The sequence below is a fragment of the Fusibacter ferrireducens genome (genome assembly GCF_015352425.1).
Classification (GTDB): domain Bacteria; phylum Bacillota; class Clostridia; order Peptostreptococcales; family Acidaminobacteraceae; genus Fusibacter_A; species Fusibacter_A ferrireducens.
This window is the reverse complement of sequence record NZ_JADKNH010000020.1, coordinates 26,533-48,835: the sequence shown is the minus strand read 5'-3', so window position 1 is coordinate 48,835 and position 22,303 is coordinate 26,533. Positions and strand designations below refer to the sequence as shown.

13 protein-coding genes are annotated in these 22,303 nt (G+C 38.6%); 3 read left to right on the top strand and 10 right to left on the bottom strand.

Going from position 1 to position 22,303, the window contains the following annotated elements:
• Positions 1 to 123: 123 nt before the first annotated feature.
• The 8 genes from ISU02_RS22025 to ISU02_RS21990 all read right to left on the bottom strand — a co-directional run bounded on the left by ISU02_RS22025 (position 124) and on the right by ISU02_RS21990 (position 9,561).
• A complete protein-coding gene (locus ISU02_RS22025; RefSeq protein WP_194704018.1) occupies positions 124 to 1,467 on the bottom strand; it encodes a permease prefix domain 1-containing protein in 1,344 nt (447 codons plus the stop codon).
• Positions 1,468 to 1,673: 206 nt separating this feature from the next.
• Entirely contained in the window at positions 1,674 to 2,819 is a 1,146-nt protein-coding gene (dgoD, locus tag ISU02_RS22020; protein ID WP_194704017.1) for a galactonate dehydratase, read from the bottom strand.
• A gap of 69 nt (positions 2,820 to 2,888) precedes the next feature.
• A complete protein-coding gene (locus tag ISU02_RS22015; RefSeq protein ID WP_194704016.1) occupies positions 2,889 to 4,157 on the bottom strand; it encodes a PTS galactitol transporter subunit IIC in 1,269 nt (422 codons plus the stop codon).
• Positions 4,158 to 4,214: 57 nt separating this feature from the next.
• Entirely contained in the window at positions 4,215 to 4,505 is a 291-nt protein-coding gene (locus ISU02_RS22010) for a PTS sugar transporter subunit IIB (protein ID WP_194704015.1), read from the bottom strand.
• Complete coding sequence (locus ISU02_RS22005) at positions 4,502 to 4,969, bottom strand: PTS sugar transporter subunit IIA (protein WP_228727921.1); 468 nt, start codon at positions 4,967 to 4,969, stop codon at positions 4,502 to 4,504. Before ISU02_RS22005 ends, ISU02_RS22010 begins: the two co-directional genes overlap by 4 nt.
• Positions 4,970 to 4,987: 18 nt before the next feature.
• Positions 4,988 to 5,614 carry a bifunctional 4-hydroxy-2-oxoglutarate aldolase/2-dehydro-3-deoxy-phosphogluconate aldolase gene (locus ISU02_RS22000; protein ID WP_194704013.1) on the bottom strand — a complete coding sequence of 209 codons (627 nt, stop codon included), beginning with the start codon at positions 5,612 to 5,614 and terminating at the stop codon, positions 4,988 to 4,990.
• A gap of 112 nt (positions 5,615 to 5,726) precedes the next feature.
• Entirely contained in the window at positions 5,727 to 8,612 is a 2,886-nt protein-coding gene (locus ISU02_RS21995) for a sigma 54-interacting transcriptional regulator (protein ID WP_194704012.1), read from the bottom strand.
• Between the two features lie 16 nt (positions 8,613 to 8,628).
• Complete coding sequence (locus tag ISU02_RS21990) at positions 8,629 to 9,561, bottom strand: phosphotriesterase family protein (RefSeq protein ID WP_194704011.1); 933 nt, start codon at positions 9,559 to 9,561, stop codon at positions 8,629 to 8,631.
• 489 nt (positions 9,562 to 10,050) lie between these two features.
• Here ISU02_RS21990 and ISU02_RS21985 point away from each other — a divergent pair, with 489 nt between their 5' ends.
• Positions 10,051 to 11,937: a hypothetical protein gene (locus ISU02_RS21985; protein WP_194704010.1), complete on the top strand. Its 1,887-nt coding sequence runs from the start codon at positions 10,051 to 10,053 to the stop codon at positions 11,935 to 11,937.
• 158 nt (positions 11,938 to 12,095) lie between these two features.
• On the opposite strand, the gene ISU02_RS24415 is transcribed toward ISU02_RS21985, so the two are convergent.
• On the bottom strand, positions 12,096 to 12,293 hold the full coding sequence (locus ISU02_RS24415) for a CDIF630_02480 family spore surface protein (protein ID WP_323985066.1): 198 nt from the start codon (positions 12,291 to 12,293) through the stop codon (positions 12,096 to 12,098).
• 100 nt (positions 12,294 to 12,393) lie between these two features.
• Positions 12,394 to 13,296, bottom strand: a complete 903-nt coding sequence (locus ISU02_RS21975; RefSeq protein ID WP_194704009.1) for an EFR1 family ferrodoxin — start codon at positions 13,294 to 13,296, stop codon at positions 12,394 to 12,396.
• A 356-nt stretch (positions 13,297 to 13,652) separates the two neighbouring features.
• Between ISU02_RS21975 and ISU02_RS21970 the strand changes: the two genes are divergently transcribed.
• Both ISU02_RS21970 and ISU02_RS21965 read left to right on the top strand, forming a co-directional pair.
• Positions 13,653 to 14,801, top strand: a complete 1,149-nt coding sequence (locus ISU02_RS21970; protein WP_228727920.1) for a YibE/F family protein — start codon at positions 13,653 to 13,655, stop codon at positions 14,799 to 14,801.
• 259 nt (positions 14,802 to 15,060) lie between these two features.
• Complete coding sequence (locus ISU02_RS21965) at positions 15,061 to 22,152, top strand: S-layer homology domain-containing protein (protein WP_194704008.1); 7,092 nt, start codon at positions 15,061 to 15,063, stop codon at positions 22,150 to 22,152.
• Positions 22,153 to 22,303 lie beyond the last annotated feature (151 nt).

The following is a 22,303-nucleotide window of genomic DNA, read 5'->3' as shown; positions in this document are numbered from 1 at the left end:
AGTATCCCATTATTAGAGTGTCAAAGGCCAGTTTCGCATAAACCCTCTACCCTATGCTGTACCATATACTTCCCCTCATAGGGTAGAGGGTTACTCAACTTTTGACTTTTGACATTCTAACCCTTATTTTCTCTTAAAATCAATAACCAGCTTGCCCTCTTCAAAAGAAATAAACTGTTCTATTGGAGAAAATTTTTGCACATTATCTTTGACAATATCTCCCGTTCTAAAGACAGAAAGCATAATCCCAATTAACGCTAAATTGACGATCAATGCAATGTTTCCTTTTGCAAGTAATGGCAGGGTAAAAGGTGAACCGCCTTGAAAACCTAAATTCCACAAAATATACCAAAACACTTGAGTTGTATAGGTTAACATAATGGATAACGATACCAATAGACCCAAGCTACTCTTCTGATTAACAACACATTTAAAGCCTTTTATGATAAAGAAACCGATTAAACCGACGATACCTATAAACACAAGCCACCCATAATTATAAATCAAATAAGTAAACATAAAATCTGTATCTATATTTGGGATTCGAAACACCTCCGTTGATTCTACAGGTGGCAAATAACCATGTCCAATCCATCTTGAACTCATGATTAACTGTTTCACATTTGTGCCTATGTACCCATTCCCAAGTGCCATTTGAAATCTCAGTATGATTGAACGAAAATTTATAACGCCTATAAGTAAAAAAGGCCAACTCACCAAAGCAAATGAAATCATATAGGCAAATTGCTTTTTAACCTTGAACCACTCTCTATGAATTGCAATAAAAAGTGTAACCATACACGTAAAAGTGAAAATCAACAATCCCGACAATGACGGTATCTTCATTGTTATATAGCCCATGATACCAAATGCTAATCCACACTGGAAAAGTCCCAAATAACCTTTGTTTTTTGCATTGTAAAGGATGCCAACAAAGCCTATCTGGAAAAGCAAGGGCAAAGAAGCTGCGTAATATATTCTGCCGTTTAACATAGGAGACGTGTTCAGTACAACTATAGATAAACCTACTATCCCTGCAAAAATAAACTTTGGATATTTTCCAATCAAAGTAAAATCGGAAAAATAGGCAGTCAACATGCACAGTGCCCCAATTATTATAGAAATCAATTCCTTTCTTGATAATGATGTACTTAAAGGATCCGAAAGTAAAAATATTCTAATCAAAACCCCCATCATCACCATTGTCATTGTCAACAACAGCATACCCCACTGCGCTTTAGGTCTATGGGTTCTATCCAATTGCGTTCCAATAACAACAGGGTCTCCCATTTGACAAAGCGCATGCTCAATTGCTTCAGTTTCGTCCACACCATCGGCTATATAAGCATCTCTTTGATCCATAATATGATTTTCGATTTCTTTTGAAATGGGTTCTCGCGCCCCTTCCCACCTTATTTGGCTACACACGAGCCTTGAGTATTCACGAATTTTTTCAAACGGTTGCATAACTTACATCCTCCATTGAGCATTTAATCAATTACACTTACAGAGTCTTTTAATAATATACTATAGACTGTCTATGTATAGATTATCTATATACATGATATATCGCCTATCTATATATGTCAACAGTATTAATTTTAAAAAAATCGGCATACATTAAAGTATACCGATTTTCTATGTGCTGTCTTATCTCCAGACACTCTTTTTTTTTACCATTCTGCCATGGTCCCATCATCGTTTTTCCATTTTGGATTTGTCCAATGCAGACCTTCTGCAGATACTTCACGCACAATGTCTTCATCAATATCAATGCCAAGCCCAGATTTGATTGGAATATCAAGGAACCCATCCTTGTGTTGAAAAATCTCTTTGTTTTTTATAAAGTCTAAGAGATCAAAGCCCTTATTATAATGAATTCCCAAACTCTGCTCTTGAATAAAGACATTTGGTGAGCATGTATCTATTTGCAGTGTCGCCGCAAGAGCAATCGGGCCGTAAGGTGCATGTGGTGCCACACCCATATCAAAAGTTTCCGCCATTGCTATGATCTTTTTGGTCTCCAATATGCCACCGACCAAGGCAACATCGGGTTGAATAATATCAATAATACCTTCTCTGAATATATTTTTATACTGCCATCTACTCGTCAACCGTTCACCTGTTGCAAGTGGCGTAGAAACGTGGCGTGCTACTTCGCGAAAAGCCTCTTCATTTTCAGGCAGGACAACCTCTTCCATGAACATCAATTGATAGGGTTCTAATGCCCGTGCAAGTACTTTTGCCATGGGTTTGTGAACTCTTCCATGAAAATCCACAGCGATCCCAAAACTAGAGCCACAGGCTTCTCTAATGGATGCAACACGATTGACAACCGCTTCGATTTTTTCGTAAGAATCCACATAATGCAATTCTTCAGTTGCATTCATTTTAATGGCACTAAATCCCTGATTTTTTCTTTCTAAAGCCTGTTTTGCCACGTCATCTGGGCGATCTCCACCAATCCAAGAGTAAATTTTAATACGATCCCTTGCCTTGCCGCCTAAGAATTCATACACGGGCATATTGTAAGCCTTTCCCTTAATATCCCACAAGGCCATTTCGAGTCCAGACACGATTGTGCTATTGATGGGGCCTCCCCTAAAAAATGTTTTGTACATTTCTTGCCATAAGCGTTCAATTTCAAATGGATTCCTGCCTATTAAGTAAGCGCCCATTTCTTCCGCACCTGCCACAACGGCTCTTGTTTTAGTCCCAGAGATCATTTCGCCCCAGCCCTCAATACCCTCATCTGTTGATAGTTTGACAAATATCCATCGAGGTTTAACTTCGTAAACGGTCACTTTGGAAATCTTCATATAAACTCCTTCTATACAATGTGCATTCAAAAATATTTTCTCATTTTATTTTCCAATTTACAGCTAAAATTATTTCGCAAAGAAACGATTGATGATACTGAAAATATATTCGATAATATGTGTTCCAGCATCTTCCGTAGAGATTAATTTCATGCCATCTGCCAGTTTAAATCCTCCGGAAATAGCCAATTGTGTATGAATTTCCGCCATACCAGTAGAAATCAAAAGCATAATACATGTAAAAATGATACAGGAGATATAACCACGAATCACGTTACCCTTACCAAAAGCAACAGGCCATGCAGCTAGCCACATTCCCATGTATGCAATATCAGAAAGCGGCAATAGGCGATTACCAGGCACCATAGCGGCCAATAAAATTGTGGTTGGAACCATCAAGAGACCAACAGCAATAACAGAAGGATTGGCGATCGTCAAAGCGGCATCAATTCCGATATGAAAACGATTACCTTCAAATTTTGTGTTCAGAAAATCTTTAATGCCCTCTGAAAAAGGAATAAGCCCTTCCATCAAAATTTGCATCATTTTAGGTGTAAGTACCATTGCTGTTGCTGTACTCATTGCCACTATCAGCGTATCTCCAACAGAGTTTCCCCCTAAAATACCAATACCCAATCCCATGATAGAGCCCACCACCATAGGTTCACCCAAAACGCCAAAACGTTTTTGAATAGAGGTTGGATCTGCCTTAATTTTATTAAATCCTGGAATTTTATCATAAAGTTTGTTGAGTAGCCATGCCAGTGGGGCCCATCCAATACTGTTACTCGTTGGAAAAGAAACACCCGGTATCCCAAAGGCCTCCTCACAAAGCGGCTGTGTCCAATCTGCCAGCTTAAAGGTTATTGCAGCAATCAATCCGCCTGTAATCAGAGCTACCACAATACTACCACTCGTATACCAGCTCAATGCAGCTCCAAAGATAAAGTGATTATAACTCCAAAAATCAACCATCACACAATTTGTAAGTTTTAAAGCCAACATGATAATATTTACACCTAAGACGACAAAGACAACTATCGCTGCCATTGGAAATGCCCATGTTGCAGCCGCACGTGCAGGCCATCCCACATCCATGATGTCTGTTTTTAAGCCCCATGTTTGGACCATCGCCAAAACTGAAGGACTGACTTTAGCGATAAAAAAATTAATGGTCAAATTAACCCCTGCAAAACCAACTCCTGTTAAAATACACGATCTAAATAATGAACCTATTTTTTGTCGCAATGCCACCCCAATTACAAACATAATAATAGGCATCATGACCATCGGCCCCAATCCTGCGATCCAATTTAGTCCATTAATAACACTTTGCATACTTGTTTCCTCCAATCCCTTATTTTATAGCCATCCCAGTTACAATTTCTACATGGATCATTTTGATAAAATTTTTATAATTTCATCAATGGTTGCTTTTTCGTTGATGCCGGTTATAAAACTGGTTCCTCGAACAACAGGAATCCCCGCCGTCAATTTTTCGTCGAGAGATCCAGTTGGTACAATGACATCGGGTCTACTTGACTCAATTTTCCCAGAGACTTCAGAAAATTTGCACTGAACAAATTTTGCATCAATACCTGTTTTTTTCATCACTTCTGTTAACTTTTTAATTGCAATGGTTGATGTTACCATTGACGAACCGCAGCATACCATAATCGTCTTCATTTTTTGCCTCCATTTTTAAAAATAGTTTGAACTTCTTTTGGTGTTTTTGCCTCTAAAACTTTTTCCATGAACGCTTCATCTGTAATTAGAGCTGTAAGTTTTTGTAAAACCTCAACTTGCTTACCGCCATTTGCCAGTGCAATGTTAAAAATCACCTTGACCTCCACTTCCAAATTGACATCATCCATGCGATTGAAAATCACAGGTGTTTTTAATACCGCAATCGCTATTGCAGATTTTTTTACTTGATCGGGTGAAACATGTGGAATTGCAACATTACAACCTAGCAATTCAAGTCCTGTCGGATAGATTTTTTCTCTTTTTAGGATCTCTTCATAAAAAGTTTCTTCTACACAACCATCCGCATACAACATTTCAAAAAGTTGTTTGAGCACTTCCTCTTTATTGCTGCATACGACCCCCGTCACAATTAAATTTTCTGTAATCAAATCACTAATCATCATCAATATTTTATCCTCTCTTTATAGACCACATTCATCTGCAAACAGTATAATGCTTTTTTTTAATGCCTCCGTCCTTTTGGCTTCAACATCATTTTTTTTAAATAATGCTGAACTAATGCCTACAAAAGAAGCACCGCTTTCAAAAAATGTTTTTACATTTTCTTGATCTACTCCACCAACAGCCATTAGAGGCAAATGTCCCAAGGCACTCATGACGTTTTTAAAATAGGAGCTGCCTGCGTTAACTGCGGGAAATACTTTTACAAGATCTGCACCCTTAGAAAAACATGTATGAATTTCAGTTGGAGAGTATGCACCGGGTACACTGATCACATGATGTGCTTTACAGTAATCTAGCATCTCTTTTGTCATCATGATCGGAGAAAGGACAAAATCTACACCAGCATCAATCACATCTCTTAAATCGTTCATATTGGTAACCGTACCCGCTCCAATGATCAATTGATCCGAGTACTTTGGAATAAGCGCCCTTAAAATTTCTTTAGCTTTCGGTGTATTTAAAGCAATTTCAACGGCTTTAATCTTACTGCCACTTAAAATAGTGAGTAATAGTTCTGTTTCTTCAAAGCTGTATCCGCGCAAAATTGCTGTTATTTTGGGGAATTCTTTTACAGTTGTTTTCATTGATCTACTCCCTTCGTTTCAAATTATCTTTTACTTATAAAAAAAGACATGTGCAATTATCTCACACATGTCTTTAATGCAATATGGATGCCATTCTTTTGGCAGAATTTGTTTACATTCTTAATAAATTTAAAATTTCTTCTTTAGTTTCTGTCTTTTTAAGGCATTCTAGCCAATTTTCATTTCTTGTTTTCTCATAAAAAATTTCAACATATTTCGCACAGTTTTCATCAAAAGCGAATAAAAACACAAAATCTACCGCTATTCCTGCCGCCCAATCAATTGAATGCTCTAATTTAGCCACCGCAATTGCGGGTCTATTCACTTGTGCTGCATCGCCATGCGGAATGGCAATTCCCATATTTAAACAAGTGTCCCCAAGGTTTTCACGTTTATAAACACTCAATAGAAAGGCGTCTTTTACAAATGCCTCGCTTACCAGCTGAGCTGTAAGTTGATCAATAATCTCATTTTTAGAAGAAACTTTCGGATGCCATAAAATGAGAGCAGGAGAAGTTAAATCTGCAAGACTGTGCTTAATGATCGCGTTCTGCGATAAAAGATTTGTTAGTGCCAATGTACCATGTCCTGTGAGCACATAATTTAGAGAAAAAAACGGCACATTGGACAAATCTGGATTAATTGTACCTATAATTGCCAAAATTTCTTTGGTACTCTTTATTTTATTGACTTTTTCCAAGAGCTCATTTCTATTGAAAAGTCCCATCTCTATAATTTCAATATTGCCTTTGAGACCCGGAAATGACGTTTCCAAGAGCGTGCGTATGCTTCGAGCATTGCCTTCGCCTGTGATGCACATGGTGATCAGCACAGGCGGTTTACCTCTGGAAATACCTGTTGCCGATATGCCATACAGTCTTCCCGCCTCCAGTGCTTGTGCAAGTGCATCCACGGTGTATTCTTCTCCTAAATTTGCACGCCGCAACGCATCCAGCACCATCAACGTATCTACTCTTGCAACACACCTCACTTGAATCCCCGTCCGCTCGGTAATTTTCTGCCCAAAGGATACGAGCGATCCCATGTCAACCAGAAGAATACACCCTTGACCCTCGTCAATATGACTTATGAGATCACATACTCTTTCAAACGCCACATCACTGCTTTCATTTAGATCCATTGAAATACCCACGGCATTATTGACATCCAGCATCTTATTCGCCACATCTGCCATTGCTTTTCCCACTTGTCCATGTGTCAGCACAACCACTCGAATTCTCCCGCCACTTTGTTTAGAAGAATACGCTTTGAGATACATAGCGATGATAATCGCTTCTTCATTGGGGATATCAAGGTTCAATGCCTTTGAAATTTGTCTGAGCATCAATACTGCCACAGCATATTCCTCTGGAAAATTTTGACGCACACTTCCAAGATCTGCGTTCCGAATGTAATTGCCAACAGAAAGTGCATTGATCACGGCATCTATATGGATGGACAAAACACCCTTTAAATTGGGTTCCATTTCTGGAAACTGAGCTTGAACACTCTCTAAAGCGTGTTCGACTGCTTTCATTGTACTTTTGTTTACAATAGAATCCCAAATATTTTCTTTAGCCACAGTGCGCATATCTTTTATGCCTGACCGCAGGGTGCGAAGCTGTGCATCAATTTTCATTCTCACTAAGTGCAAACTTTCTTCATCATCGACACCATTTTTCACCATTTCATCCAATGCAGATTGTATCTCTTGATAAATTGTAACTTGTGAAGATTCAGACAATTCTTCATCATGCCATTTGGAGTTTTCATACAAGGGATCTAATATCAATTCTCTTGATAAATGATTCAATTCAATGTCATTCATCGCCCATGAATCAATATCGATTTTAAGCTTTTCAAGCAATTCGGCTGTAATCCTAATTTCATCCAAATTTTCTACAAGACATCTTAAGAAAGATTCAGCACAGCACACTTGAATATCACTTCTCAACTGTCCGACATTGCCAAAACAATGATATTGTAACAAAATCTTGATTGCATCGCCTTCAATTACCACTCTTCTATTAAGTTTTTCCGTTTCCTCAATAAAAAACTGTCTTATAATCGCATAGCGTTCTCTGAGCGGACGTGCCGTAATCGCTGGAATCATAATGACCATGGGAATTCTACGGCGAAAAGTGAGCAGAAGTGAAGATTCTGGAGAATTCGTCGTGGCCGCAATCAGCCTTACATTAACGCTTCTGGTGTTATTAGAATCTCCTAAACGTCTATATTCACCTTTGTCGAGCAAATAAAATAAAAGTTCCTGTCCCTCACTAGGCAGTCGATGGACTTCATCGAGAAAAAGAATGCCGTTATCCGCACTTTCGACAAGTCCTTTTTTATCTTCCACAGCCCCACTGTATGCCCCTTTTACGTGTCCAAACAACTGACTGATCAGCAACTGAGGATTGTCTGCATAATCCGCACAATTAAAAGCTATGAAAGGGGCATCTTCTTTCAAAAATTTCTTTTTAACAGCAAATCGATACATGTTTTCGGCTAAAAGTGTTTTGCCTGTCCCAGAAGGTCCAATAATTAGAGTACTCAATCCGTTTGGAGGATAGGCTATAGCCGCTTTCGCTTGATTGACTTGCGTGAGAAGGCCACCATTCCATCCAATCATATTTTCAAAACCATCACCATCAGGCCCAGTTGTCCTTTGCGACATATTGCTTTTCAAAGATATTTCTGGTGCCCGTTGCATCAACTCATCTCGTACTAATTTTACAAGATGACGAGAAATATCGTATCCCATAGAATTGAGCAAAGTCGTCAATGCCCGAACCGAAATGCTCGGCTCTTTACTAATCAAAACCTTACATTCCGTTATAAGTTTCGATTTAAGGCGCTCACGAGAATCTGGTATCCCAAGTGTCTTTCGGAGTTCAATCACACGCTCTCGACGTATGTGCATAACTTCAGCGATTTTTTCATCTGTATACGGTTGGCGAGGATTCTCATTTACTAAAACTGCTTGAATGCGATCTAACAAAACTTGACCCCCTTTTTCAACCTTTTTCTCCCGAAAAAAACCTGCGTGGATTGACAATCATTATTTGATTGTAATCTTCTCTCGTTATTTTTTCTAAAAGCGCCTCTTTCAAATCTGTCAAAATATAGGTAAATCCTGGAGCCCCACCGTAAGCTTTTAAATAATTAACCTTTCCCATATCCCCAGACAACATCACTTTATCGGCATATCCATGCCGCACCAATTCAGCAATCATTTCAACCCGAAAACAATCACGGTTCTCTAATGCTCTACCCACATGATCTATACAAATATGGGCACCTCGTTGGCATAATTGTATTGCATAGTCAATATCCATTTTACTGTCAATATGACACAAGAGAACATTTTCTGGTTTTACACCCAATTTTTCCAGCATGTCAAGCTGTTCCATGGCCATCGTCCCTTTGTCACAGTGAGTGCTGATCGGAATACCTGTTTCTAAATGTGCTTTTGCAACTATTTTAATGGCCCGCTCTTCCTGAACTGTGATTTGTTCATAACTGGTACCCAATTTAACCACGCCGGGCCGAATATGAGTTCCGTCCATGCCGTTTAGTATTTCGGATTTTAAAAGTTGAAATAATGCATCCTCTGTTTTTTCCCAAAACCAGCTCGGTAAAAAGACTTCCTTGTGAAATCCTGTACAACAAATGACATGTACATTTGCCTCTTCAGAGATTGTTTTATAAGCCTGCACATCTCGACCATAATTCATAGGCGTCATCTCAACGAGCGTTCTCCCACCCGCTTGAAAAAATGCTTGCGTTTCTTGCGTGGATTTTTTCACATCTTCAAGTGTGTAGTCCAAATATTTTGGCTCTTCTATTTGTGGCTTCACAATGAGATGTTCGTGAACATAAGTTGCTCCAAGTTCTTTTCCAGGCACAATGCCTCTTACAGTTACAGCACCCTTCCATAATTTTGTCATAATCACCGACCTCCACTTTATATTTTATGCCCAGTCAAATACTTGTGTGAACATATGTCTTCTTGGAATGTCATTGCAAATTCATGCTAAAAAAAGTATAGCACAAAGCAGTAAATGTGATAAGGGGTTCCCAATTTTAAAAATATCTTTACTTGCAAGAGCTGCATCAATTTATTCTAAAATACTTAATATTTCAAAAAAATAAAACAATGTGTCTTTTATAAGAACAGTTTATGAGAATTCAATTAAAATTCTATACAAATATTGTAATACCTTGAACCGTTTGTTATATTGATGCTAATGTTACGGTTTATACATATATGTTATTGGTGTAAGTAGATATTTTTATATTTACACTTTTTTTCATTGTATAAAGATCATCTTTTTCATGAAGGGAAATATGCTATTTTCGCAGGTTAAAGCAAGTGAATTCAATACTTGTGGAGTTTTGCAACAAGCTACTTAAAACGTAATTTAAGGGAGGATAATATGAACATTAAATTCAAAAGATTCAAAACCCAAAAGTACATGGGTTTATTGCTGGCTTTTATTATCAGCATCGGCACCACAATTATACCCGTTAGTGCCGCTACTACAGATAATTTAACCCCTATCGTTGCCACACCTAATTATATCTCACATATGAAATCTGGTCAGGATTACGTCATATCAATAACGGCTGAAGACAATATAGGTATCAAAGATGTTAAGATCAACTATTCTGTGGGAGGTAGTCAAATAGAAGCCTATATGACTAAAAACCCTATCAATGGCAGATACGAATATAACGTACCAAGTGCTCATATTCCTGAAGCAGGTTTAAGTTTTTCAAGTACAATTTTCGCAACAGATCTAGCAGGATTGGTGACAAAAGTAAGCTTTGCACCAATCTATGTTGCTGGCGATATCATAGGTTTCACGACTGATTTGTCACCAATCTATGCGAGTGACAATCCTAACGAATCCACTGACCCGCCTCGCAATTACTTTGACGAATCTACTATGTTTGGTGGTCAATACACTACTCTTGATGAACAAGCTCGTCAAATAAGCCTTAATGGCAGCGTGGACCATGCTCATCTTACGCCACCACCAAGTCCAAACGATGCTGATTTTGGCGAAAATAGTATCATTTATACGATTAAGGATGTCCTATCTTTTAAAAACGACACAAAGGATGTTGTTGTTATTGGAAATATTGCTTATTTTGCAACGGAATGTGCAAATCCCGTCATTCAATCCGTAATTGATGGCACCACTTATTGGCTTTATATCAACGGTTCAGTACCAAGTGATTACAAGATTGGAGATCAAGTAAAATTAAAGGGAATCTACTCTATTGATTACAGAGGAGTGCCAATGCTTAGAGCAGTCACTGCTAGAGCAAAAATAAGTTCTGCTAAACCTATGGCCCCAGAAATAGTTACCATTGCATATCTAAAAAAGAATGGTTTAAACATGATCGGTCGATTCGTTAAAATCAAAGGTGTCACTCTCGGCACTTATGTGGCATCTGGCATAACTGAAATTAAAGATGCAACAGGCAGCATGAACATATACAAAGCCGCATCTTATCCAACATTTGTCTCAAAAAATGATGTTGTTGACTTGTATGCTATGGTGACCTGTCATGGCTCCACTGTACAGTTATTAACAGGTACAAAAGAAGCAAATGGCTATAATGTCTATGATCCTATTACAAATACATCTTTACCTTTCATGTCATATAATTATGAAGACGAGAGTAAGGATAATCATGATGTTACCGTTACAAATACAGAACCACCTTCAATTGTCTTGCTAGATCATTACCCAAATGCTGAAGTGGGTCAAAATTACTATGTGCCTGTTACTGTTAATGAAAATAATGATATTCATGATGTTGCCATCACTTATACCATTGGTGAGAACACCATATCTAATCAGAAAATGATCAAAGATTCTTATACCGGATATTATGAATACTACATTCCAAATACTCCTTTTTCTACTGTTTCAAATTTTACATTTACAATTACCGCAACTGATATAGTCGGTTTAAAAACAGTTTCAAAGCCAACAACGGTTACGATCAATAAAAATCCTAAAATCACAGCTGTCTCACCAGCGCCAAATTCTAGCGCTCCTTTTAATCCACCTCTGATAGCTGTAACTTTCATGAATGCTGGATCATCACCTAAAGTCACATATACACTCAAAAATGATACTAAAACACTCTTTACTGATAAAGAAGTGCATACTATTCCACTGAGCTCAGTTGCTATTGATAATTTTGATGCCCTCCCGGCAGGGCATTATACTGCAATCATTAAGATAGTGAGAACAGAAGATGGCAATACCCTTGTTGAAGAATGGCAATTCACAGTCACTGAGTAATATTTAAAAACTTACCTTTAACTCACTATATCAGTTTACAGATAATCACCTTGACGCTTTCAAGCATATAAAAAGAACGCCTTTGTCTCAATAAATTTTATTTATTAAAACTTAGACGTTCTTTTTAATTAAAGCTTATGCTTATTTTTCAGTTTATATTATTTTTGATTTTCTTCAACCCATGCTTTTGCAAGCTCAACAGCTTCTTCTGAAGGGATGGAAATACAAGAATCCTTTTCATAATGATCTATATCAGCCCAAGCTTCTGTTGCACCACCACCAAGTATTGAAGATAATCTTACACCATTTGAATCATAAACGATGCTTCTGTTTTGACACTCAATCACATGTTTCACTATTTTCACTTCCCTTTTTTAATCTTTTATATATCATTGTTACCCCATCAAAAAGATATTAAACAGTAAATGAAAATAATTCTCATTTATTTTTATTTTTTTAACGTTCTTCGTTAAAGAATAAACTTGGCACCTTTGGCACAACCCATGTATTCTCCAAATCTGTTTTATGAAATATGAATTGCATATCTGTAAATGCTTTTGCATGCACTGGACACCGTTTGATACAAGCACAACATTTAATACAAATACCTGTAATTACTTTAGGATTGTCTTTGTCTATGGAACCCATTGGACAAACGTCGCTACATATACCGCAATCCGTGCAAGCATCAGTGGTCATAGGCTTAATGGGGCGAAAATCAAATAGATCTCCATTTGCATTTTGAGGTCTATAATAAGGTTTTAGGGCATCTCTAGTGTGAGCGCCTCCCAATTGATCTAACAATTTCTGATTAAAAAATACGTGATCCTGTTTTTCATCTTCTATCTCCATTTGAATGTATTGCGTTTTCTGTAATGCCTCAGCGAATTGTTCAATTACTCTAAAGTCCCGCTCATCCGGTCTTCCCTTGGCGAGCTTATTTGAAAAGGCGTGTTCTCCAACGAAAGCCGCAGCGCCAAGAAGCGAAAAACCCTTTTCTTGTAATATTAGTCCAAGCTCATTGAGCGCAGAATCATAATGCCTATTGCCATATACTACAACTGGGACTGCATAAGCACGCTTATATTCCGGAATCACTTGAAGTGCATTGAGTGATTTTAGCAAGACGTTTGGCACTCTGCCAGCATAGACAGGAACGCCTATGAATAGCACGTCTGATTCTTGAGCAGTATGCCCTATGCTTTCAAAAAAAGACGTTAATTTCAATCGTGCTTCTGGTAACGTAAAATCATAAATTTGAGTTTCTTCGTTATCTCTATATCTTGAAAAGGTACTGCATAACATTTCGACAACTGTTTTTGTAGTCCCTGTGGCGCTGAAATAAATACCTCTAATCATATTATTCTCCTCATCTGTATTGATTTCTTTAATTATCGTTAGAGTCACAAAATTCAGTTTTTCACAAACCCTCTAGCCATTTATATCTTATTTTATCATCTATTTCCTTTACCGACAAAGTTATTTGAAATCTAGGTAAACTTCTGTTAAGTTTTGATCAAGCCTTGTAAAATCTTAACAAAATAGCTGTCTGAATATTGTAAATACTATATTATTTTTATATCATAAGGGAGTAACCATATAAACTTTTTTATATACTTTCAGATACAGGTCTTTATAAGCTTTAAATATGGACTCATAAAAATCAAAGTATGAATCTAAAACGATTCATTTAGCTCAAAAGGTAGGTTATCCATTTGAAAAAATTAAAATACGAATACCAATATAAAATCATTTTCTTGCTTGTCATATCTTTTATCCTAATTGCCGCCATTTACATACTTAATATGCCTCAAAAAGGTGCGGTTCCCACTGCGGCAAGTCAACTTGTTTTTGAAAAAGCACATGTATCAGAACTTTTAACTGAAAATGCATCACCAGACTATTGGACTGAAGGCCTTAGATTGGGCACACAAGAAGTCATTGTCACCATAGATAGCGGCGAATATAAGGGTGAAGAGTTGCACGTCACAAATTATATGAATGCTTATGCAAATGTGGACCTTCAGCAAGGTACACCTATTATTGTTCGCCTTGATCTTGACACTCAAAAGCATCCCTATGTCGTCTATATTGCCAATTATGATCGAAGTTTTGTTCTAATTGCACTTGCATTAATTTTTGCGATGCTACTCATCTTTTTAGGGGGTAAAAAAGGCATTTCGGCACTGACTGGGCTGATTTTCACAGTTCTGAGCATCTGGTTTTTACTCATACCACTTGTGCAGCGAGGTGTTCCTTCTATTCTAGCTTCTATTCTAATAGTCGCCCTTACAACCATTGTTTCATTATTCCTACTCAATGGTTTTTCGCTTAAAACGCTTTGCGCAACTCTAGGCTGTATCGGTGGCGTAACAATAGCAGGTATTGTCGCCTACATTGCTGGTATTATGACGCCCATAAGCGGTTTTAACATGACCGAAGCAGAAGAATTAATTCTCAGAGCTTCCGACAGCGGTCTTAAAATCAGTGGCCTCCTTGTCAGTGGCATCTTAATCTCCTCTTTAGGTGCAGTTATGGATATTGCTTTAACCATCACTTCTGCCGTTTCAGAACTGCACGATATGAACCCAAAAGCAACTCAAACTGAGCTCTTTAAAGCCAGTTTAAATATTGGCCGTGATGCCATGGGCACCATGGCGAATACACTAATTCTCGCTTTTGCTGGTGCTTCTTTAAATACGCTTATACTCTTTAGAATTTTTGATTATCCTTACTTGCAGATTTTTAACAGTGACATGATTACTGTGGAAATCATACAAGGGCTTGCCGGTTCCATTGGCATTATACTCACAGTGCCTTTTGTGGCTGCCTTGAGTTCAGTGGCTTTTGAAAAAAATAAATAGGCGAATCTACATTTAGATGCTGCGTTGGGCTGACTACAAATCACCCGACTTACATAAATAAACTCCGGATTTTAAACTTGTAAAAGACGTTACTATGACAATATCACTTTATACCATCCTCGCTTAAGATTTTTTCTCAGTTGAATATGTCTGTCTTGTTAAAGCTTTATATTGCGTATAAATACGATCTACAATCATCAATGTTCCACTTTACCACCCAGACATAAACATAAAACACTAAATTGAAAAAGGAGGAAACATGAACACCCAATTTAAAAAATGGCATGCAAAAAGGATTCTGAGTTTGGTACTGGCTTTTATACTCAGTATGGGTACTGTAAGTATTCCCGTCAGTGCAGACAATGCATCCATTGCAAATCATGTGATCATCAGCCAAATCTATGGCGGTGGTGGCAATTCAGGTGCACTTTACTCAAATGACTTTATTGAGCTCTACAATCCTACCAATTCAGCAATTGATCTCAATGGATGGTCTGTTCAGTACAGCAGTTCTACAAAGTACACCTATGGCAGTAATATCACCACTCTATCGGGTTCTATTGGGGCTGGCGAATACTATCTGATTCAAGAGGCAAAAGGTGCCAACGATGCACCACTACTTCCGACGCCAGACGCGACAGGTAGTATTGCAATGAGTGGCTCTAAGGGCAAAATTGCATTGGTATCCAATTCACAGGCTATTGAAAAAATGACGGATGCCAATGTCGTTGATTTCGTCGGTTATGGCTCTGCAAATGAATCCGAAGGCGCTCATCCAACACCAAGTCTCAGCAACACCACTGCTGCTGTTCGAAAAATTATCGGTGTGGACACAAATGACAATGCCGCTGACTTTGAAGTTAAAGCACCCTCTCCACATAACGGGAGTACACCTGCTGAAACCAAATGTGCAACACCGACAGCAAGTATACCCTCATGCGCTGTAACTTCTGGTCAAGCCATTACATTTAAAACAACTACAGCTGATGCCGTTATTGAATACAATACCACTTCTATTAATGCGCCCGCTCCAAATTGGACCACTGGCAGCAGCGTTAAAGTGACAACAAGTGCCGCATATTATGTCCGCGCCACTAAATCCGGGCTAGATGACAGTGATGTCGCTACATTCTCTTATGAGGTGAATGACACAAGTCCTATAACACTTGAAGCGGCAAAAGCAACTGCTGTGGACACTGAAAATTTAAAAGTAGAAGGCGTTGTCACTTATATCAGTGGTAAAAATGTCTATATCCAAGATACCACAGGTGCAATTTGCTTATATTTGACTTCAAATTCTTCATTATTAAAGGTGGGCGATGAAGTCATTGCCATTGGTAAACGTGCCCTCTACAAAAATTTGATTGAATTATCGGGAGTTATTGAGCCTGCAATCTATGTTAAATCTCATGACAATGCGATTCCAGACAGAGGGACCACAACCATTGCAGATATCATTGCTACACCTACTGATAAAACACCTGGATACAATCATATGGGTGAAGTCATCCAAGTAAGTGAAGCAACATTGACAAATACATCACTTCTAACACAAAATAATTCAGAATTACCAATTGCTCCATCTATTGACGTATCTAAATTTCCTGGCATTTCCACAGGTGATTCTGTCGACGTAACTCTTCGAGTGTATGATGCATATGGCACTGTAAAAGCCGACATCATCAGCATGATCAGGCATGGCGCTGAAAATCAACTGTTTATCTCTGCTTCTCCGGAGTCTGGGTCTGTTGTCAGCAATACTCAGGTGAGTCTCTATTGTAATGATGCTTCTGCTGAAATCTATTATACATTAGATGGGACAGATGCAACTTCAAGCAGCACTCTTTATAAAGAGCCCCTCACAATCACAGGCCAAATTGGTGATAAAGTACTCTTGAAAGCCATTGCCATTGCAAAGGGTAAAGAAAACAGTGACCAGTTTAGTGCAGAATACACGATCAAAGATCCGAATTCGACTTTGACGATTAAAGAGGTTTTAGACCTTCCCGATAATTCATCCGGATTTAATGTTACAGGTCAAATTGCATATTTTGCAACAGGCTTTTCCAATCCTGTAATTCAATCTGTTATTGATGGCAAAACCTATTCGCTCTACATCTTTGGTGCCGCACCTGAGGGGGCAAAAGTAGGCGATCAAGTTCAATACACAGGCACTTATAGTATTTACAATGGTTTGCCTGAACTTAAAAGCATTACACATTCCAAAATATTGAGTTCTGATAAGCCCATGGGACCAGAATTAGTTACTATAGCAGATCTAAACGCTAATGGCATGGACATGCTTGGCAGATTTGTTATCATAAAAAATGTCACCCTTGGAGCCTACTCATCATCTGGTTCAACCCAAGTTACTGATGCAACTGGAGCCATTAATATCTACAAAGCCACTGCCTATCCAGCACTTGTGGAGCAGGGCGAAGTCGTTGATCTATACGCGATGGTTGCATGTTACAAATCAACAGTACAATTATACGTTGGCACAAAGGATGCGAACGGCTACAACGTCTACGATGTGGTCAATGACACAAAGGGCCCTCTAATTACCTTGCAGGATCGCTTCTTAGATGCCAAAGCAAATCAAGATTACAGTATTTCCGCAACGGTAGAAGATAATAAAGATGTCCAAGATGTTTTTATTACTTATAAAATAGGCGATAAAAATATATCCGATCAAAAGATGAAAAAAAATACCGCTGATGGGAAATATGAGTATACCATTCCAAGTGATCAGATTTTAGCAACGATTCCGAACTTTACTTTTACGATTACTGCAGTTGATGTAACCGGTTTGAAGACAGTTTCAACGCCAATAACTGTCACAATCGATGATAAACCTCAAGTAACCGCAGTGACACCTGTTCGCAATAGCAGTACTGGTGATGACAAAACGCCCGTTATCTCTGTAACACTTGAAAACGCAGGCACATCTCCAGCAGTTACTTTAACCTTAAAAAAGGATAACGAAACGATTTTAACCAATCAAGTTATGACTATCTCTAGTACATCTACTAACACTTATAGTTACACACCAAGTACACTTGTAGATGGCAGCTACACCGCAACTGTAAAAATCATACGATCAGAAGACGACAAAACTAAAGTGGATTCATGGTTTTTCACAGTGGGTGAATCCAAATATAAAGCCTATTTTGGACAACTTCACTCTCATACGGCTGAGTACTCTGATGGTTCAGGTACACTTCAAGATGGTTTAAACTATTTATCAAACATCACAGAGGACGATAATGTTGATTTCGTCTCATTTACAGATCACTCCAATTACTTCGACACAAAAAATGCACCAAATCCAGCTGAAGCGCTTAACGATAAAAGCAAAATGACTGCTGAAAGTCTTTCCAAGTGGGAAAACTACGTTTCTACAATGGATACCTTTAATCAAGAAAATGCAGGTTCATTACTGGCTTTTTCTGGATTTGAAATGACATGGTCTGGTGGTCCTGGACACATCAATACATTCAATTCAAACGGACTTGTGAGTCGTAACAATACCTCGCTCAACAGCAAGACTGACGATGCCGGCATGAAAGCTTACTATGAAACATTGATTCAAAATACAGATCCACTTGCAAATTTATCTCAATTTAATCACCCTGGAAAGACATTTGGTACTTTCTCTGATTTTGCCTACTGGTCACCTGCATATGATAATAAAATGGTGGCAGTGGAAGTGGGTAATGGTGAAGGGTCTATCCACTCTGGCGGCTATTTCCCAAGCTACAGCGAATACACCAAAGCACTCGACAAAGGCTGGCACGTGGCTCCTACGAATAATCAAGATAACCATAAGGGCAACTGGGGAAATGCCAATACTTGTCGTACCGTTATCATCACAGACAACTTCAACGATGAAGGTCTGTTAACGGGACTTAAAAACAGATCTGTTTATGCTACAGAAGACAATAATCTCAATATCAACTATACCGTTAATGATTTGATGATGGGTAGCATTATCGACGTAATTCCCGATACGCCTTTAAAATTTGCCATCCACATTGATGACAAAGACCCAACAGATACGATTTCTAAAGTAGAAATTATCACCAATAGCGGTCGTGTAGCGAAAAGCCAAACTTTCACAAGCAATATTGCCAATTGGAATTTTGAAATGCCAGCTGTTCAGGGCTATTACTATGTTCGCGTTACAGAAGCGGATAAAAATATGGCTGTAACAGCGCCTATTTGGGTAGGGCAAGCACCACTGGTTGGCATCAATTCCTTAACTACGGAAACTCAGATGCCAGTTACCGGAGAAGCACTCAAACTCAAGACGACATTCTTTAACAACGAAAGCAAAAATGTAACCCTTAAATCTGTCGAGTATACTCTAGACGATACGATTATTCATACAGAAACGCTTAACAAAGAAATCGTTTCAACGGGTACAGCAACTCACGAATTCAATTATACACCAACCCTTGCTGGTAAAATGACCCTTGTGGCAACAGCAGTTTTCTCAATCAACGGACAAGATCAAACATTTACTTCTAGCATAGATCTCAATATCCGTGCAAGTGAAACACTTGTTTATGCTGGCGTTGATGCAAGTCATTACAACGAATATGTAGACGGCAATTACAAAGACAGCATGGGGAACTTCGCTAACTTAGCAGCTGAATATGGTGTTCGAGTCGTAGAACTCCATACAAGTGAAGCGTTAATTGCTGCTACAAAAGATTCTAAATATAAAATGCTTGTTTTGACACCACCTACTCGTCGAAATGGCACTGCCTTCTTGAAAGACTACAAAAGCTATTCTGATGATGAAATCGCTGCCATTTCAGCATTTTCAAAATCCGGTAAAACTGTAATTGTAACTGGTTGGGGCGATTACTATGAGGGCTATGATAAATACGCCGATGGTACCGCATACACCTTACCAGCTGATGAGCATATGTCTGCTCAACAAAATAAATTATTGGCTGCGATGGGTTCAACGCTTCGTGTATCAGACGATGAGATCAAAGATGATGCAAATAATGGCGGGCAACCACAGAGGTTGTACCTTACCAACTACAATCTCTCTAACACCTTTTTAAATGGTGTTAAACCACAGGAACAAGTTTACTCAAATTACGGTGGTTCCACGATATACAGTATCGGGACAGACAGCAAGCCAAGCGAAACATTACCTTCCAGTGTGAGTCCAATGGTTTTTGCATTTGAAACCAGTTATTCTTCAGATGATGATAAAGATGGCACCACTGGCATTAAAGATATCTCAGTACCAAAATACGATAGCAAATATATGGTTGCAGCTTCAGAGACCATTACTCACGATGGTAATGCTAAGTCAACGGTTATTGTTGCCGGATCTGCATTCATGAGTAATTTCGAGATTCAAGCTAACATGGACAGTTATGCAACACCGCAATACAGTAACTATACTATTTTAGAAAATATCGTAATGGCAGTCAATCCAGTAATCGTCACAAGTATTGCAGAGGTTCAATCAGCCAATGAAGATGAATCTTTCACAATCCGTGGTATTGCCACTTCTAACGCTTCTGCATATGATAAAAATACTGCTTTCTTCGATTGTATCTATGTCCAAGACAGCTCTGCTGGCATCAATGCTTTTCCTGTCTCTGGTGATATTAGAGCGGGACAAACCGTAGAAATTACAGGTAAGACAAGTTCATATAACGGTGAACGACAAATTGCCGTTGAAAAAATTAAAGTGATTGATGAAACGATAAAGCCATTGCCAACACCGATCTATTTGACAACTTCAAAAGCTGCAAACGGCAGTCATTTGGGCAGCTTAGTCACTGTAAGCGGCGTCGTTGAATCCATTACAGCACCTAATGATGTCGTCGAAAGCATTTACATTAAAGATCGTTCAAATGTCCTATGTCGTATTTTCATCGATGGCTATATTACAAGTACTAAAACCATAGCGGATTTGGCTGTTGGAAAAATCGTCACTGCAACAGGATTATCCTCTATCGATACCGAGGGGACCCGTATTCGTATACGAGACCGAGCTGATGTCGTTGTTTATAACGGTTCATCTGAGGACGATAAAGATGATAAAGATGACAGCGGCAATAAAAATGATAACCAACCCCCTACAGATGCGCCTACAAACACACCAACAGACTCTAAAACTGAAAATGTTTCCGACAAGGAAACGACAACAACTTCAGCTACTGTACAGGGCCAAAGTGATTCACCAAATCATTTAAAAGCTTCTATGACTGATGATATTGCTGATGCGCTCATAAAAAAAGCTAAAGATGCCGAAACAACAGGCAAAAGAACAGTCATTGAAATCAAAATTGACCCTGAACAAAAAGAAAGTGCTCTGGAAGTGGTCATTCCAAAAGATGCTTTCAGCAAAATTGCAACCGAAACAAAGGCTGATGTCAAAGTAAACACAAGTGTAGGGATTCTTAAGTTCAGTGAAGATGCAGTAAATCATATAAATAGTTCTGCTGCCGAAGGCGACGTCAGCATTCATATTTCTAAGGTTGACCATACAACGCTTTCAACCGAAATACGCAATGCTGTCGGCGATAGACCCGTCTATGATTTCTCAGTCAATATCGGTGAGAAAAAAGTAGATTCATTTGGTAATGGTAATGCTGAAATCAGTTTGCCTTATACACTTCAACCCGGAGAAGATCACAATGCCATCGTCGTATATTACGTAGATGACTCTGGTGCACTTCAAACTGTAAGAGGCAATTACAACACCGCCACAGGCACTGTAGATTTTATGACAAAACATTTTTCTACCTATATGATTGGCTACAACAAGAAAACATTTACAGATGTCGCTATCTCCAGTAAGTATTATGATGCTATTTCAAGCCTTGCGGCACGTGGCATCACTGCAGGTACATCTGAGACCACTTATAGTCCAAGCGCTTCTCTCACAAGAGGTCAATTTATCGTCTTAATGATGAATGCTTACGGCATCTCACCAGACGAAAATAGCATAAACAATTTTGCAGATGCAGGTAACACTTACTATACAAATTACCTGGCAACTGCTAAGCGCTTAGGCATCGCAAGTGGCATTGGTAACAACAAATATGCGCCTGACGCCTCTATAAGCAGACAAGATATGTTCACATTGCTTTACAATGCACTGGGCACCTTAAACGAATTACCAGAAGTGACACCGACAATCAATATGAACCAATTTAGTGACACTGCCCAAATTGCCTCCTACGCACTCGTACCTACAAAGACATTTGTAGAAAGAGGCTTAGCTTCCGGACGCAATGGCTTAATTGAGCCAAAAACATTAGCGACAAGAGCAGAAATGGCTGAATTGCTTTATAACTTGCTCAAAATTCAGTAGGCAAATTGTTGACGTATAATTGGCTCTACGCGATGCAAAGTTTAATGTTATAAACAAGAAAATCACCCAAGCAGGATTTATAATCATCTTGTCTTGGGTGATTCTTTATTCTTATATCATCCTTGGCACAGATTAAAGTTCCGTTAGAGAT